General features: G+C 67.9%; 15 protein-coding genes. 10 read left to right on the top strand and 5 right to left on the bottom strand.

Annotation, left to right across the window (positions count from 1 at the left end; all coding sequences use genetic code 11):
• Positions 1 to 26: 26 nt before the first annotated feature.
• The 3 genes from ACPXB3_RS11565 (at position 27) to ACPXB3_RS11555 (ending at position 3,827) form a co-directional block, all read left to right on the top strand.
• On the top strand, positions 27 to 1,427 hold the full coding sequence (locus ACPXB3_RS11565; RefSeq protein ID WP_425727679.1) for a hypothetical protein: 1,401 nt from the start codon (positions 27 to 29) through the stop codon (positions 1,425 to 1,427).
• On the top strand, positions 1,424 to 2,650 hold the full coding sequence (locus ACPXB3_RS11560) for a glycosyltransferase (protein ID WP_425727678.1): 1,227 nt from the start codon (positions 1,424 to 1,426) through the stop codon (positions 2,648 to 2,650). Before ACPXB3_RS11565 ends, ACPXB3_RS11560 begins: the two co-directional genes overlap by 4 nt.
• 82 nt (positions 2,651 to 2,732) lie before the next feature.
• A complete protein-coding gene (locus ACPXB3_RS11555; protein ID WP_425727677.1) occupies positions 2,733 to 3,827 on the top strand; it encodes a DUF5685 family protein in 1,095 nt (364 codons plus the stop codon).
• Between the two features lie 23 nt (positions 3,828 to 3,850).
• Here the strand turns inward: ACPXB3_RS11555 and fadD8 are convergent, their stop codons facing one another.
• Entirely contained in the window at positions 3,851 to 5,488 is a 1,638-nt protein-coding gene (gene fadD8 / locus ACPXB3_RS11550; RefSeq protein ID WP_425727676.1) for a fatty-acid--CoA ligase FadD8, read from the bottom strand.
• 159 nt (positions 5,489 to 5,647) lie between these two features.
• On the opposite strand from fadD8, the gene ACPXB3_RS11545 reads away from it, so the two are divergent.
• Entirely contained in the window at positions 5,648 to 6,304 is a 657-nt protein-coding gene (locus ACPXB3_RS11545; protein ID WP_425706431.1) for a GNAT family N-acetyltransferase, read from the top strand.
• 70 nt (positions 6,305 to 6,374) lie between these two features.
• On the opposite strand, the gene ACPXB3_RS11540 is transcribed toward ACPXB3_RS11545, so the two are convergent.
• From ACPXB3_RS11540 to ACPXB3_RS11530, 3 genes are read right to left on the bottom strand one after another with little or no spacing between them, the layout of a single operon-like run.
• Positions 6,375 to 6,761, bottom strand: a complete 387-nt coding sequence (locus ACPXB3_RS11540) for a hypothetical protein (RefSeq protein WP_425706430.1) — start codon at positions 6,759 to 6,761, stop codon at positions 6,375 to 6,377.
• 37 nt (positions 6,762 to 6,798) lie between these two features.
• Positions 6,799 to 7,740: an SDR family oxidoreductase gene (locus ACPXB3_RS11535; RefSeq protein WP_425727675.1), complete on the bottom strand. Its 942-nt coding sequence runs from the start codon at positions 7,738 to 7,740 to the stop codon at positions 6,799 to 6,801.
• The gene (locus ACPXB3_RS11530; protein ID WP_425706428.1) at positions 7,721 to 8,542 is read right to left on the bottom strand and encodes an SDR family oxidoreductase; all 822 of its coding nucleotides are present in this window, start codon (positions 8,540 to 8,542) and stop codon (positions 7,721 to 7,723) included. The genes ACPXB3_RS11535 and ACPXB3_RS11530 overlap by 20 nt, the downstream gene beginning before the upstream one ends.
• Before the next feature lie 72 nt (positions 8,543 to 8,614).
• Between ACPXB3_RS11530 and ACPXB3_RS11525 the strand changes: the two genes are divergently transcribed.
• The 4 genes from ACPXB3_RS11525 to ACPXB3_RS11510 are packed head-to-tail and all read left to right on the top strand — an operon-like array spanning position 8,615 to position 12,188.
• The gene (locus ACPXB3_RS11525; RefSeq protein ID WP_425727674.1) at positions 8,615 to 9,385 is read left to right on the top strand and encodes an enoyl-CoA hydratase family protein; all 771 of its coding nucleotides are present in this window, start codon (positions 8,615 to 8,617) and stop codon (positions 9,383 to 9,385) included.
• Positions 9,386 to 10,327 (top strand): CoA transferase subunit A, encoded by a 942-nt coding sequence (locus ACPXB3_RS11520; RefSeq protein WP_425727673.1) that lies wholly within the window; start codon positions 9,386 to 9,388, stop codon positions 10,325 to 10,327.
• Positions 10,324 to 11,082: a CoA-transferase subunit beta gene (locus ACPXB3_RS11515; protein ID WP_425727672.1), complete on the top strand. Its 759-nt coding sequence runs from the start codon at positions 10,324 to 10,326 to the stop codon at positions 11,080 to 11,082. Before ACPXB3_RS11520 ends, ACPXB3_RS11515 begins: the two co-directional genes overlap by 4 nt.
• Complete coding sequence (locus ACPXB3_RS11510; RefSeq protein WP_425727671.1) at positions 11,079 to 12,188, top strand: NAD(P)H-dependent flavin oxidoreductase; 1,110 nt, start codon at positions 11,079 to 11,081, stop codon at positions 12,186 to 12,188. The genes ACPXB3_RS11515 and ACPXB3_RS11510 overlap by 4 nt, the downstream gene beginning before the upstream one ends.
• A 19-nt stretch (positions 12,189 to 12,207) precedes the next feature.
• Here the strand turns inward: ACPXB3_RS11510 and ACPXB3_RS11505 are convergent, their stop codons facing one another.
• On the bottom strand, positions 12,208 to 12,771 hold the full coding sequence (locus tag ACPXB3_RS11505) for a TetR/AcrR family transcriptional regulator (RefSeq protein WP_425727670.1): 564 nt from the start codon (positions 12,769 to 12,771) through the stop codon (positions 12,208 to 12,210).
• Positions 12,772 to 12,826: 55 nt separating this feature from the next.
• Here ACPXB3_RS11505 and zapE point away from each other — a divergent pair, with 55 nt between their 5' ends.
• Entirely contained in the window at positions 12,827 to 13,828 is a 1,002-nt protein-coding gene (zapE, locus tag ACPXB3_RS11500; RefSeq protein ID WP_425727669.1) for a cell division protein ZapE, read from the top strand.
• A 215-nt stretch (positions 13,829 to 14,043) separates the two neighbouring features.
• A complete protein-coding gene (locus ACPXB3_RS11495; RefSeq protein WP_425727668.1) occupies positions 14,044 to 14,886 on the top strand; it encodes a hypothetical protein in 843 nt (280 codons plus the stop codon).
• Positions 14,887 to 14,890 lie beyond the last annotated feature (4 nt).

Here is a 14,890-nt window from a genome sequence, read left to right as displayed (position 1 = left end):
CGGAGCACCCGGTAGGGAGACCGATCATGCCTGTCCCGGCCGCACACCACACCGCCGCGCGCGGCACCTCTGAACATGCTGCCGCGCAACAACAAAGGCCCGAGCGACTGACCACCGACGACGACCTGTTCGTGCGGATGGAACACGCTCTCGGTGTCGGTGTCATCAATCAGGCGGTGTGGCGGCTCGATGGCCGGCTCAGTGCCGAGAACTTTGCCGGCCTCGCCGATCGCCTGCGTCAGGGCCGCTTGTCCCGGGTGGTGCGGCGACGGCCCGCACCGTGCCGCGACGCCTGGCACTACACCGAGGCGGCCGGCACCGATGTGTTCGAGTCCGCGCCGGTCGGCGAGGGTGCCGCGACCGCCTGGGCACAACACCAGGCAGATCGCGGCGTCGACAGTGTGCGCGGACCGGCGTGGCGCCTGAGCGCCGCCTACTCCGCCGACGGGCGGGCAACCTATGTGTCGCTGATCGTGGCGCATGCCGTCGGCGATGGCTGGTCGGTGGTGACCGCCGTCGAAGAAGCCGTCCGCGGAACCGAATTCGACACCCGCATCGACCGGTCCCGGTGGACCGACGACATCGCCGACGGCATGCGGACCGCGACCGCGGCGGCTCTCGCCGCGGCGCGACTGACGGTGGCTGCACTGCGGAGTCGCCGGGATGGCCGCACCGCCGCGCCGACGACTGCCACCGGCGATCCGGTGCAGACCACCGGCGCCGACACCGCCACCGCCGCGTCCGCGGACCAGACACCCAGCGTGCTCCTCACCATTGCCGCCGACGAATTCATCGCAGTCGCCGACCGGACGAACGGCACCCCGAACGCCTTGTTCGTCGGCATCATGGTCGGCCTGCTCGAACGCGCCGGACTGGTCTCGCCGGGTGACGTCGTGCCGGTGTCGCTTCCGGTGTCGATGCATCCGGACGGCGACCGAAAGGCCAACGCCACCACCGGAACCAGTGCGGCCATCGAGATCTCCGACGGGCGGTACCTCGACCTCACACCGATCCGGGCGGCCTGTAGGTCCGCCTATGGCGGCGTCGCCGACCGCACGTCGACGCTGGGACACCTGTCGATCGTCGCCCAGTCGCTCGGCGACGGGCTGGTACGCCGGCTGGCCGCCAACCAGTCGACCCCGCTGTGTCTGGCATCCAATCTCGGGCAGTTGTCGGCGGACTTCACCGGCCTGGGCAGTGGTGTCGACGCCACGGTGGCGGTGCGCGCGGTCACCGACTCGTCGCCGGCCGAGCTGGCCTCGTTGGGCGGCGGGATCAGCGGCTGGTTCTGCCTCGGTCCGGAGACGGCCGGTCTTGCGGTGACCTCGCTCGACCCGGGCCGCATCCCCGACCAGCAGTCGCTGTCCACACTCATCCGGGATGAGCTGAAGAATTGGAGGCTCAACGGAAGGAGTTGGGGCGCATGAAGATCGCTTTCGCTCTTCATGGCAGCCGCGGGGACGTGCAACCGGCGGTGGCGGTCGCCGCCAAGCTGGTGCGCCGCGGTCACCGGGTCCGCCTGGCCGTTGCCGAGGACCTCGTCGAACCGATCGCGCGGACCGGGATCGCGACGTCGGCGCTGTGCCCCTCGACTGCCGATCTGTTGAGGAGTCCACTGATCCAGGAAGATCTCAAATCGAAGAATCCCCGGGTACGGCTACATGCATTGCGCGAGGTCGGCGCCTACGGGGCCGACGAGTCGGAACGGGTGATGGGCGAGTTGGCCGACGACTCCGATGTTCTCGCCACCGGCCTCCTCGCCCAGGATCGTGCCGCGTCCATTGCCGAGAGCCGCCGGATCGCCTTCGTCCCTCTGCACTATTGCCCCATCCGCCCGTCACACTCGGTATCGCCGCTCTACCACTCTCTGCCGCCGACGGTTTCACTGACGACGTGGACGCTTGCCGACCGCCTGATGTGGCTGTCCACCCGCGGCACCGATGGCGCGCTACGCGCACGTCTCGGGTTGCCGACCGACCGGCGGACCCTGCGCAGGCGATTGCGGGCCGCCGGGGTTCCCGAGATCCAGGCCTACGATGGATCACTGTTCCCCGGTCTGGCCCGCGAGTGGGGGCCGCGGCGCCCGGTGATCGGATTCCTGGTGCCGGACAAGGAGACCCGGTCGGCCATCAACTGCGGCACCGGACGCACCGACGAGGTCGTCGCCTTTGCCGACGCGGGGCCGGCCCCGGTGTACGTCGGCTTCGGCAGCATGCGAACCCCTGATGAGCGAATCGAATTCATCGTCGGCGACCTGCTGAGCCGTGGCCTACGGGTGATCGCGCACACCGACACCGAGCTCGCCGACCACCCCCGGCTATTGCGTGTCGCGGGAATGGTCGATCACGAGGAGTTGCTCAGACATTGCCGGGGCGCAGTACATCACGGCGGCGCCGGCACGACCGGCGCGGCGCTGCGCGCCGGAATCCCGTCGGTGGTCGGCTGGTTCAGCGCCGACCAGCCGATGTGGGCGGCCACGGTGCACCGCTGGGGATCCGGCGTCGGCACTCGATTGTCACGTTTGAGTGCCGCGCACCTCTCGGTACTGACCGAACAGCGTGCTCGGGCGGCGGCGCAGCGTCTCTCGGCAAAACTCACCGCGCCGGAAGCCGCCGTGGACACCGCCTGCGACATCATCACCGCGCGGTGACCGCCCGGCTCGGGTCGGCCACCTGATCGACGTCGGCCGGGTGTGATTGGAATCCGGTCCGTTGCGATGTTTGGATGACGGAATGTTCGGAGTCCTCTCGCCATGTCGTCATCGGCTCGGTGACGAACTCACCGCCCAGTGGCGTGCGCACATGTGCGGGCTGTGCCTGGCGTTGCGCGACGGCCACGGCCACCTGGCCCGGCTGACCACCAACACCGATGCGGTGATGATCTCGATCCTGACCGAGGCGCAACGCGGCATCGAGGCATCCACCACCCGAGCGGGCCGGTGCCCGCTGCGTGGGATGCGCCCGGCCACCGTGGTGGCTGCGGCCGACCCGGGCATCCGCCTGGCCGCCACCGCCTCGCTCACGCTCGCCGCGGCCAAGGCCGGCGACGTCGGCGCCGAGCAACAGCTCGGACTGGCACCACCGTCCCGGATTGCCACGCTGGCTGCGCGCGCCGCGTCGCCGCTGCTGCGTCGATCGGCCGCCGCCGACGGGGGCCCAGACGTCGACACCATCCTCGCCACCCTGGACCGGCAGGCCGAGATCGAGTGCACCACAACCTGTCTCGACGAGCTCACCGGGCCCACCGCACAGGCATGCGCCGAGGTGTTCGCGGCGACCGCCGATGCCGCCGACGTGCCGGCGAACCGCGCGGACCTCGCCACCATGGGATCTGACTTCGGCCGGATCGCACATCTGCTCGACGCTGTCGACGACTACCATTCCGACGCGCTGGCCGGCGCGTTCAATCCGTTGCGTGCCAGCGGTACCGACGTCGATTCGGCACTATCCGACTGCCGTCGCCTCGTCACTGCGATCGGCACCCGGTACACCCGTTTGCATCTCGGTGACGACCGACTGCTGCGGGCGGTGCTGCTCGACGGGTTGCGGCACGCGATCGCGCAACGGACGCATGCCCGGACGCAGTGGCCCCCGTACCGCCCACCGGAGTATCCGCAGTCCTGGCCCTATCCCCCGCCATTCCCGCCGAACCGCGGATTCGCCGACCGGATCGGCCCGTTTCTGGCCTCCGCATGTATGGGAAAGGCATGCTGCGCCGATCATTGGAACCATTGCAGCGACAAGTTCAAGGAGCCGTGCTGCGATGGCAGCGATTGTTGCGACTGCGACTGCGGCGATTGCTGCGACTGCTGCGGTTGCGACTGCTGAACGGATCGCCGGCGGTTGCGGACTCAGCCCACCGAGCGCCCGGCAGATTCCCAGAACTGCGCACGCAGCGCCTTCTTGTCGGGCTTGCCCAGACCGGTCAACGGCAGTGACTCGGCGAAGATCACCTGCTTGGGGGACTGCACCGCACCCTTGCGGCTCTTGACCGCGTCCTGGATCTCGCCGGTGATCGTCGCCTTGGCGTCGTCGTCGGCGCCGGCGTCGGCACGCAGCACGACGACGGCGGTGACCGCCTCCCCCCACTTCGGGTCGGGCACTCCGATCACGCCGACCTGCGCAACCGAGGGGTGTTCGGCGACAACATCTTCCACCTCACGCGGAAAGACGTTGAAGCCGCCGGTGACGATCATGTCCTTGGTGCGGTCGACGATGTAGTAGAACCCGTCTTCGTCCTCACGCGCGATGTCGCCGGTTCGCAGCCAGCCGTCGCGGAAGGTCTCGGCGGTCTGCTCCGGCAGCCCCCAATAGCCGCCCGCGAGAAGCGGTCCGGCGACGCAGATCTCACCGGGCTCGCCTTGCGCGACCGGCGTGTCGTCGGGTCCGAGCAGCGCGGTCCGCAGAAACGCCGACGGGCGGCCACAACTGGAGAGACGACGCGGGTCGTCACCCGGCTGCGGGTGGTCGTGCTTGCCGAGATAGCTGATCGCCATCGGCGCCTCGGACTGCCCGTAGTACTGCGCGAAGATCGGCCCGAATCGTTCGATGGCCTCGGCGAGCCGGACCGGATTGATCGGTGACGCACCGTAATACACGGTTTGCAGCGAGGACAGGTCGCGCGTCCTCGAGTCCGGATGGTCGAGTAGCGAATACAGCATCGAGGGCACCAGCATCGTCGCGCTGATCTTCTTCTCCTCGATGGTCGCGAGCACCTGCGCCGGATCGAACTTTCCGAGCACGATCATGGTGCCCCCCTTCATGAGGGTGGGCACGAAGAAGGCCGCACCCGCATGCGAGAGCGGGGTGCACATCAGAAACCGCGGACGCTCCGGCCACTCCCACTCCGACAGCTGGATCTGGGTCATCGTCGCCATCGCCTGCGCGGTTCCGATGACGCCCTTGGGTTTTCCGGTGGTGCCGCCGGTGTAGGTGATCGAGACGACGTGGTCGGGCGGCAGCGGCGCGGCGGCCAGTTGCACCGGCGCGAAGGTGTCGGCCTCGGCGATGACGTCGCGGCCATAGGCCGATAGTTCCGCCGGTACGGGCCCGAGGGTGAGGACCTGCTTGAGACTGTCCACGCGCTCGATGAGGCCCACCGCACGCTCGACGAACATCGGTATCGGGTCGATCACCAAGGTGGTCACCCCGGCGTCGGCGAGGACGTAGGCGTGGTCGTCGAGTGAACCGAGCGGATGCAGGGCGGTGCGGCGCCAGCCCTGGGTCTGCCCGGCGCCGATCACCAGCAGCACCTCCGGTCGATTGAGTGCAAGCAACCCGACCGCGGTCCCCGCTCCCGCGCCAAGCGAATCGAACGCCTGCACATAGCGGCTGACCGCATCGGCCATCTGGCCGCCGGTCAGTTCGGCGTCGCCGATCTCGAGCACCTTGTGGTTGCGGTGCCGTCGCAGAGCCGCGACCATGAGATCGCCGAGGTGTACCCCGCTGCGCAGGGGGTCATATTCGGTCTCAGAGTTGTCCACAGTCATGGCAACAGACTAGAACGTGTTACAGAACCGCGAAAGGGTGCTTCCCATAACTCGTGGTTGACGTGCCATTACGATGCCCCATCGGGCGATCACCGAAACTCGAACGTGTTTCACACACGAACCCTATTGCTCCGCCCGAACGAGAACTAGGATCGGACCATGACTGATCTGGACCAAGCGACCACTCGCCGCGACATCACCGACGCGTTGCTGACCGCGCTGCAGCGGCGCCACGAGGTCCTCGACACCATCGTCGACGCCGACAACCACGACGACGCGGTCTCGGCGATCGCCGAGCTCCTCGGCAAATCCCGGCTCGGCGCCGAGGCCGTACTCGACATGAAGCTCGATCAACTCACCAAGGACGAGCGGCGCCGCAATCAGGCCGAACTCGACGACCTGAACTCGGCACTGACCTTCACGCTCGCCGAGCGCCCCGCCAGCAGTGGCGACACGCTTGATCTGCGGCCGTTCTCCCGCGAGGACGATGCCGACCTGTTTTCCGTCCGCACCGCCGAACTCGGGGTCGCGGGCGACGGTTCGGGCGCACCGGCCGGCGATCTCGACGAAGAACTACGCAAGGCCATCGCCCGCGTCGACGACGAGGAAGCCGTATGGTTCGTCGCCATCGAAGGAGATGCCAAGGTGGGCTTCGTGTTCGGCGAACAGAATTCCGGCGAGGTGGACGTCCGGATCTGGATTCATCCGGAGTACCGCAAGCGCGGATATGGCACCGCGGCCCTGCGCAAGTCACGCACGGAGATCGCCGCGTACTTTCCCGGTGTACCGATGGTGGTGCGCGCGCCGGGCGCCTGAGATCTGCTCGGCCCGCCTGAATTCAACCAACACGGCCCGCCTTGATTCAACCGACACGGCTCGCCAGAATTCAACCGACACGTCGGGGCGGCCCGAACCGGGCCACGATCGCCCGGATGCGGTTGTCCTCGTCGATGACGAAAGTCTCCGACACGGGCGCGGCCAGCTTCAGCGTCTTGGGCCGCACGTGCACGAGGTAGCGCGTGGACACGCTGTGCCCGTCGACCGTCGCCTCGAAGCCGCTGACCCGGTAGATCAGCCGGAATTGCGGCCCACGCTCGAGGCTGCGCGCGATATGCGGGCCGTTGCGGCCGGTCTTGACGCCCAATTCGACACGCGTGCAGTCGGGATGCAGCGACACTGCGCTCGCATCGTGGCTCACCAGCGCGTCGACATAGGCCTTCGCGGCGGCCACCCGGCCGCCCGCCACGGAATCGGACTCCACGGAATCGGTCATGGCACTCCCCCAGGCTTTGATGTACGAGATCGTGGGCTCAGCGCGCGCCGTACACCGGCATCGGAACCGGCGCCTTGGCGATGATCTCGGCGATCACCGGACCGAGCTCGGACGGTTCCCAGCGCTCACCCTTGTCACGCTCGACGCTACGCTGCCAGCCGTCGGCGATCGAGATCTTGCCGCCCTCGACCTCGAAGACCCGCCCGGTGACCTCGACCGACTCCGGCGAGGCCAGCCACAGCACCAGCGGCGAGACGTTGGCCGGATCCATCGCGTCGAACGAGCCGTCGTCGGGGGCGGCCATCTGCGCGGCCATCGCCTCGCCGGCGCCGAGTGTCATCTGGGTGCGGGCGGCCGGCGCAATAGCGTTGACGGTCACGCCGTAGCCGGCCATCTCGGCGGCCGCCTGCACGGTGAGCGCGGCGATCCCGGCCTTCGCGGCGACGTAATTGCCTTGTCCCACCGAACCATAGAGGCCGGCACCGGATGCGGTGTTGACCACGCGCGCCGCGCGCGGCGCACCGGCCTTCGCCTGCGCACGCCAGTACGCGGCGGCATGCCGCAGCATGACGAAGTGGCCCTTCAGGTGCACCCGGATCACGGCGTCCCACTCGTCCTCGGACATCGAGACCAGCATGCGGTCGCGGACGAATCCGGCGTTGTTGACCAGGATGTCGAGCGCCCCGAACTCCTCGATCGCCGCGGCGACGATGCCCTCGGCGCTCGCCCAGTCGGCGACGTCGCCGGATACGGCGACCGCGGTACCGCCGGCCGCCCGGATCTCTTCGGCGACCGCCTCGGCGGCGTCCGGGACGAAATCGTTGACCGCCACCTTGGCGCCGTCGGCGGCGAAGGCCAGGGCGTGTGCCCGGCCGATGCCCTGCCCGGCTCCGGTCACCACGACCACCCGGCCGGCGTTGGACGCGTTGTCTCCCACTGTTGTTGCTCCTTCTACGAATTCAGATGTCGTTGCCGGCATTGGCCGCATCCAAAAAGGCCGGTTTCTCGCCGCCTCCGTCGACCGTCAGCGTGGCGCCGGTGATGTATGCGGCCAGCGGTGACAACAGGAATGCCACCGCGGACCCGATGTCGGCGGGCCGTGCCATCCGGCCCATCGGGATGGTCGCGCCGACCGCGGCCACGCCGGCGTCGTCGCCGTAGTGCAGGTGTGCCTGCTCGGTCTCGACGGGTCCGGCGACGACGGAGTTGACGCGAACCTGCGGCGCCCACTCGACGGCGAGCGAGGCGGTCAGGTTGTCGAGTCCGGCCTTGGCCGCTCCGTAGGCCGAGGTGCCCGGTGACGCGCGGTGCCCGCTGACGCTGGAGACGTTCACGATCGCCCCGCCGGATTCCTGATCGCGCATGATCGCGTGTGCGGCGCGGGCCACGATCAGCGGGGCGAGCAGGTTGAGTTCGACGATCTTGCTCGTGAAGCGCGACGAGGCGTCGGCGGCGAGTGCAAACGGCGACCCACCGGCGTTGTTGACGACGCCGTCGATGCGGCCGTGGGTGTCGACGATGCGCTCCAGGGTGGCGGTCACGGCTTCCTCGTTGCGCACGTCACACGGGAGAAATGTTGCTGCCGTGATCGTTTCGATCCCATCTCCGGAATGTCGCGCGCACGCGACCGGGATGGCACCGAGGTCGGCGAGCGTCCGCACGATGCCGAGTCCGATGCCGCGTGCGCCACCGGTCACCAGCACGACCCGCCCGGCCAGCCCGAGGTCGAACCCGCTCGGGAGGCCGGCAGGCCGCTCGGGGACCTGCGCCGTCGTCGTCATGGGTGCTACTCTACCAAACAACCAAGCAATTGCTTGGTTGGTTCATTGGACGCCTTGCCGAGAGGAGCACGCGTGCCGATCACCACTTCCCGCACCGACACCGGAGTCGTCACCGTCACCGTCGACTACCCGCCGGTGAACGCACTGCCGTCGACGGCATGGTTCGAGCTCGCCGACACCATCACCGCCGCCGGGGCCGACCCGGCGACACATGTGGTGGTGCTGCGCGCGCAGGGGCGCGGGTTCAACGCCGGCGTCGACATCAAGGAGATGCAGGCGAGCGAAGGATTCGACGCGCTGATCGCCGCCAACCACGGGTGTGCCGCCGCCTTCGGCGCGGTCTACGACTGTGCGGTGCCGGTGGTCGTCGCCGTCAACGGATTCTGTGTCGGCGGCGGGATCGGCCTGGTCGGCAACGCCGATGTGATCGTCGCCGCCGAGGGCGCGGTCTTCGGCCTGCCGGAGGTGGACCGCGGAGCTCTCGGTGCGGCAACGCATCTCGCGCGGCTGGTCCCCCAGCACATGATGCGCACGCTGTACTACACGGCGCAGAACGTGACCGCAGAACAGTTGCTGCACTTCGGATCCGTGTACCGCGTGGTGCCGGGCGACGAGCTCGACGACGCCGCCGCCGAGGTCGCCGAACAGATCGCCGCCAAGGACACCCGGGTGATCCGGGCCGCGAAGGCCGCGATCAACCACATCGACCCCGTCGACGTGAAGACCAGCTATCGCCTCGAACAGGGCTACACCTTCGAGCTGAACCTGGCCGGGGTGGCCGACGAACACCGGGACGCCTTTGTCGCCACCGGAAAAGCACTCAACACAGGGGGACGCGCCTAGATGACCGCAACAGTGAATCCCGTTGCACCCAAGGACAAGACCAGCACGCTCGACGATGTGATCGGCGAGCTCGCCGACGGGATGACGATCGGCATCGGCGGCTGGGGGTCGCGACGCAAGCCGATGGCCCTGGTGCGCGCGCTGGCCCGCTCGTCGGTCACCGATCTGACCGTCGTCACCTATGGTGGGCCGGATCTCGGATTGCTCTGCGCCGCAGGCAAGGTACGCCGCGCCTACTACGGATTCGTGTCGCTGGATTCCGCACCGTTCTACGATCCGTGGTTCGCCCACGCCCGCACCACCGGAACCATCGAGGCGCGCGAGATGGACGAGGGCATGATCCGGTGCGGGTTGCAGGCCGCCGCGTCCCGCCTGCCCTTCCTGCCGATCCGGGCGGGACTCGGCTCGGATGTGTCGAATTTCTGGGACGGCGAGCTGCGGACCGTCGAATCGCCGTATCGGGACTCCGACGGGCGCCGTCAGACCCTGATCGCCATGCCCGCATTGCGACTCGACGCCGCCTTCGTCCACCTGGACCTGGCCGATCCGCGCGGCAACGCCGCCTACACCGGCGTCGACCCGTACATGGACGACCTGTTCTGTGCGGCCGCACAACGCCGGTTCGTGGAGACCGACCAGCTCGTCTCGACCGATGTGCTCGTGAAATCCGTTCCCACCCAACGGTTGCTGCTCAACCGGATGAACGTCGACCGGGTGGTACACACCCCCGCCGGCGCGCACTTCACCTTCGCCGGTGACGCAGGTGCCGGCGAGGAAGGCCGCGGCTATCCGCGTGACGAGGCATTCCAGCGGTTCTATGTGGAATCGGCCAAGGACCCCGACGCGTGGGCCGCGTTCCGGGCCCGGTTCCTCGAGGTCGACGAGCCGACGTACCAGCGCGAGGTCACCACCTGGCGCGCCGAGCAGGAGGACGCCGAATGACCACCGCGACAACCGAGATCACCCGGGCCGAACACTGCGTGATCGCGTGTGCCGAGATCTTCCGCGGCGCAGGCGAGATCATGGCGTCGCCGATGGCGCCGATCCCGCTGCTGGGCGCCCGGCTGGCGCGACTGACGTTCGAACCGGATCTGTTGATCACCGACGGTGAGGCGCTGATCCTCGCCGACACGCCGCCGATCGGGAGGACGGGTCCCATCGAGGGGTGGATGCCGTTCTCCAAGGTGTTCGACGTCGTAGCGTCGGGGCGGCGTCACGTGGTCATGGGTGCCAATCAGATCGACCGATTCGGCAATCAGAATCTGTCGGCATTCGGACCGTTGCAGCAGCCGACGCGGCAGATGTTCGGGGTGCGGGGCGCACCGGGCAACACGATCAATCACCCGACGAGCTATTGGGTGGCACGGCATTCGGCCCGGGTGTTCGGCGAGGCGGTCGACATCGTGTCCGGAATCGGCTTCGACAAGGTCGATCCCGGCAACCCGGCCTTCGACGACGTCGACATCCATCGGGTCGTCACCAATCTCGGTGCCTTCGACTTCGGCGGCCCCGACCACACCATGCGCGCACTGTCGCTGCATCCGGGTGTCGATGCTCGCGAGGTCGCAGACAACACGTCGTTCGAGGTCGCCGGACTCGACACCGCACCGCAGACGCGGGCGCCGTCGGATGCCGAGCTGGAGCTGATCCGGGATGTGCTCGATCCCAAGGGTGTTCGGAACCGGGAGGTCAGGTGAACGACACCGCCGGTCAACCGTCGCCGGCCCGCGCGGCCGCGCTGCCGACGCGCTTCACCGAACTCGTCGGCATCGAGTACCCGATCGTGCAGACCGGGATGGGCTGGGTGTCCGGGCCGTCGTTGACCGCCGCCACGTCCAATGCCGGCGGTCTGGGCATCCTCGCATCGGCGACGATGACCTACGACGAACTCGTCGCGGCGATCGCGAAGACGAAGTCGTTGACCGACAAGCCCTTCGGGGTCAACATCCGCGCCGACGCCACCGACGCGCCGCAGCGCATCGACCTGTTGATCCGGGAGCAGGTGAAGGTCGCGTCGTTCGCGCTCGCCCCCAAGCAGGATCTGATCGCCAAGCTCAAGGACCACGGCGTGGTGGTCGTCCCGTCGATCGGCGCGGCCAAACATGCGGTCAAGGTGGCGTCCTGGGGTGCCGACGCGGTGATCGTGCAGGGCGGCGAGGGGGGCGGCCACACCGGCCCGGTGGCGACCACCTTGCTGTTGCCTTCGGTATTGGACGGACTGTCCGACAACGGCTTCGACATGCCGGTGGTGGCGGCCGGCGGATTCTTCGACGGCCGTGGGCTCGCCGCCGCACTGGCCTACGGAGCCGCGGGCGTCGCGATGGGCACCCGATTCCTCCTCACCTCCGACTCTGCGGTACCCGACTCGGTGAAGCAGCAGTACCTCGGGCGTGGCCTGACCGACACTGTGGTGTCCCGCAAGGTCGACGGGATGCCGCATCGTGTGCTGCGCACCCCGCTGGTCGAGGCGCTCGAAAGCGGTAATGCCGTGACGGCTCTGGTCGCCGCCGCCCGAAACGCCAACGAGTTCAAGCAGCTGACCGGGATGCGCTGGACCGCGATGCTGCGCGACGGACGGGCGATGCGCCGCTCGGGTGAGCGCACCTGGCAGCAGATCATCATGGCAGGCAACACCCCGATGTTGTTGCGCGCCGGTCTCGTCGAGGGCAACACCGATGCCGGCGTACTGGCCTCCGGGCAGGTGGTCGGCATGATCGAGGACCTGCCCAGCTGCAACGATCTGGTCCAGACGATCATGTCCCAGGCACACGAACGGCTCAAGGCGCTGGGCGCGCTGGGCTGACTTTCCCTTCCGGACAGAGCTATTCGGCATCGACCAGATGCGGGCAGGTATCGGCGAGGAGACCGCGGATCGCACGTCGGCGCCCACGCGTCCTCGTAGCATCGGCGCCCTGGGTGTGGGCGAACACGATTCCCTCGAGGACCGTGATCAACTGATTCGCGGCGACCGCCGGTGCCGGCCTACCCGCCATGAGTGCGGTGGCCGCCGGCACCGAGAAGAAGCACCGGGCCAGCCGCTCGTGCACATCCGCCGACAAACCGGTCTCGAGTAGCAGCGCCTGACGGGCGAGTACCTCGGCGCGGCGCTCGGTCACGAGTTCGGTGGTGTAGTCGGCGATCACCTCGATCGGCGGTCGGTCCGCGCTGCCGGTGAGCCTGCTGAAAGCGCCCTGCGACACGGCGATCAATCGATCCGCTGCCGCGGCGATCAGCCTGTCCCGCGTGCGGAAGTAGTACGAGGTCGACCCGTTGGGCAAGCCGAGATGTTGATCGATCGCCCGGTGCGTGACCGCGTGGTTGCCACCGGCGGCAGCGAGTTCGATTGCGGCGTCGGCGATCAACAGACGGCGACCCGGACGAGGCATGACTCACATCCTATCGGCGTCCATCGGCGGACTCTACATTGGTAGAGTTCGCGGCATGGGCTTGTTACCGACCAGGCGGGTTCACCGGGCGGTCATCGATCCAGAAGCCTTTCGGCGCACCGCACAGGATGCCGGCTTCTTCCTCGATGCCGCCCAATTGCATGCTGTCGACGCGCTCTCCGGCACCGGGAACGTCTACCTGGTCGGTCCGCCCGGCACCGGCAAGACCTGGCTGCTCGACACCTGTGCGGCAGCGCTTCCGACCGGAATTGTCATGCGTGTGCACTGGCATGAATTCGCCAGGGATCTGCACGTGTTGATCCGTGAGCACCACGGCCTCGCCGGCGCGGTCGATCACCTGCTGTCCGGCGTCGGTCTACTGTGTTTCGACGAACTGAACGTCGATGACCGCGCCGACGGCATCTTCGTCCACCGACTGCTCGAGACCGCGATTCGACGTGGTGTCCGGGTCGTCCTCAGCTCCAATTGCCGACCGCCGGATCTGATGCCGAATCCCTTGATGCATCACACCTTCATCCCGACCATCGGGCTGATCGAAACGCACTGCCGGGTAATCGAACTCGATGCGGGCACGGACTATCGCACCCACGCACACCATGAGTCGGGTTTCGCGTCGGGGCGGTGGATCGTGACGCCGCCGGTCTCGACGGAGCATGCGGCCGAGTCTCGCCCCGGCGTCGAGGTGCGGCTCGACGGCCGGTCGCTGCTCGCCTGGGATGCCGGCCCCGACCATCTCGGGGTGCGATTCGGCGAGCTGTGCGCCCGACCTCTCGGCGCCACCGATTATCTACGCCTGGTCCGTCGCCACCGATCGTGGACCATCACCGAGGTACCCGACCTGTCATCCTGCGAGCGGGAACCGGCACAACGTTTCGTGTACGCGATCGACGTGCTCTATGAACACGACGCACCCGTGACGATCCACAGCGCCGTCGGCCGAGACGAGTTCGGACGCCGCGGCGCCCCGCCGATCACCGGTGTCGCCCGGCTGCTCAGCCGTATCTCTGCGCTCGCCGCCGGGAATGCGCTACGGTGAGCGCGGCGATCCCGGCCATGAGCACACACATCGTCATCTTCGGAGCGCCGGCTTCACGCTGGCATTCGTCGACGAGATCGAACAGCACAAGCACAACCGGGAACGTTTCACGACCGGACACTGATCACCGGATTCACCAGCCGCCCGAAAATCCTGCGCAGGTGCCTGTGGATGGCGGTTCCGGTGGTCGATGGTTTCGGGTCTAGCGTTGCGGAATGCCGTCGGATGAGCATGAGGTTCTGATCGACCTGGTGCGCCGTCAGCCGGCGTTCCCGGTCGAGGTTCTCTCAGCTCTCACCGATCTCGATGTCCCCGAGTACGATTCGGCGACCTTGGAATCTCCAGATCTGACCGAGGTCACCCACAAGGAGCGCCGGGCAGATTCGGTGGTGACGGTGCGTGACCCGGATGGCCGCCCACTGCTGGGAGTGGTCGACGAAGTGCAACGCAGCATCGACGACACCAAGGTGTATGTCTGGCCGGAGTATGTGGTGTCGTTGCGATCGAGGTTGGCCTGCCCGGTTGTGCTCATGGTGGTGTGCGCCTCCGACGTGGTGGCCGAGTGGGCACGAACCCCGATCGTGCTCGGCGGCCGGTCGCAGGTGATTCCGGTCGTCATCGGTCCGGCGCAGGTGCCGATCATTTCGCCGGACACCGATCCGCCGGTGGCGGTGTTGTCTTTGCTGACCCACGAGATCACCAAGGAGACGCTGGCTCGATTGGTGCAGGCGTTCGGGGAGTACACGGCGGAGATCGGTGACTACACTGACCTGGTATTGAGCATCCTGTCCGACGACGACGGCGACTACTTGGAGGAACTCGTGACAGTGACATCCGGTGAGCGGTACACGAGTGACTTCGCACGCCGCTACTACAACCAGGGCATCGCCGAGGGGCTTGTCGAGGGAATCCACGACCTCCTCGCCGACCGCGGCATCGAGCTCACCGCCGCCGAGCGTGACCGCATCGATTCCTGCACCGACACCGCCGTGTTGCGCCGCTGGCTCGTACGAGCCGCCGCGGCGCAGTCGCCCGGTGATGTGTTCGACAAGGCGTGAGAAC

The organism is Gordonia sp. DT219, assembly GCF_049847065.1.
GTDB lineage: Bacteria > Actinomycetota > Actinomycetes > Mycobacteriales > Mycobacteriaceae > Gordonia.
The sequence above is the reverse complement of the archived record's forward strand: the minus strand, read 5'-3'. Positions and strand labels throughout refer to the sequence as shown.

What these genes read in the sequence shown, in the direction of transcription:
- ACPXB3_RS11565 (WP_425727679.1), top strand. Translation starts at nt 27, where the DNA reads ATGCCTGTCCCGGCCGCACACCACACCGCCGCGCGCGGCACCTCTGAA.
- ACPXB3_RS11560 (WP_425727678.1), top strand. Translation starts at nt 1,424, where the DNA reads ATGAAGATCGCTTTCGCTCTTCATGGCAGCCGCGGGGACGTGCAACCG.
- ACPXB3_RS11555 (WP_425727677.1), top strand. Translation starts at nt 2,733, where the DNA reads ATGTTCGGAGTCCTCTCGCCATGTCGTCATCGGCTCGGTGACGAACTC.
- fadD8 (WP_425727676.1), bottom strand. Translation starts at nt 5,488, where the DNA reads ATGACTGTGGACAACTCTGAGACCGAATATGACCCCCTGCGCAGCGGG.
- ACPXB3_RS11545 (WP_425706431.1), top strand. Translation starts at nt 5,648, where the DNA reads ATGACTGATCTGGACCAAGCGACCACTCGCCGCGACATCACCGACGCG.
- ACPXB3_RS11540 (WP_425706430.1), bottom strand. Translation starts at nt 6,761, where the DNA reads ATGACCGATTCCGTGGAGTCCGATTCCGTGGCGGGCGGCCGGGTGGCC.
- ACPXB3_RS11535 (WP_425727675.1), bottom strand. Translation starts at nt 7,740, where the DNA reads ATGCCGGCAACGACATCTGAATTCGTAGAAGGAGCAACAACAGTGGGA.
- ACPXB3_RS11530 (WP_425706428.1), bottom strand. Translation starts at nt 8,542, where the DNA reads ATGACGACGACGGCGCAGGTCCCCGAGCGGCCTGCCGGCCTCCCGAGC.
- ACPXB3_RS11520 (WP_425727673.1), top strand. Translation starts at nt 9,386, where the DNA reads ATGACCGCAACAGTGAATCCCGTTGCACCCAAGGACAAGACCAGCACG.
- ACPXB3_RS11515 (WP_425727672.1), top strand. Translation starts at nt 10,324, where the DNA reads ATGACCACCGCGACAACCGAGATCACCCGGGCCGAACACTGCGTGATC.
- ACPXB3_RS11505 (WP_425727670.1), bottom strand. Translation starts at nt 12,771, where the DNA reads ATGCCTCGTCCGGGTCGCCGTCTGTTGATCGCCGACGCCGCAATCGAA.
- zapE (WP_425727669.1), top strand. Translation starts at nt 12,827, where the DNA reads ATGGGCTTGTTACCGACCAGGCGGGTTCACCGGGCGGTCATCGATCCA.
- ACPXB3_RS11495 (WP_425727668.1), top strand. Translation starts at nt 14,044, where the DNA reads ATGCCGTCGGATGAGCATGAGGTTCTGATCGACCTGGTGCGCCGTCAG.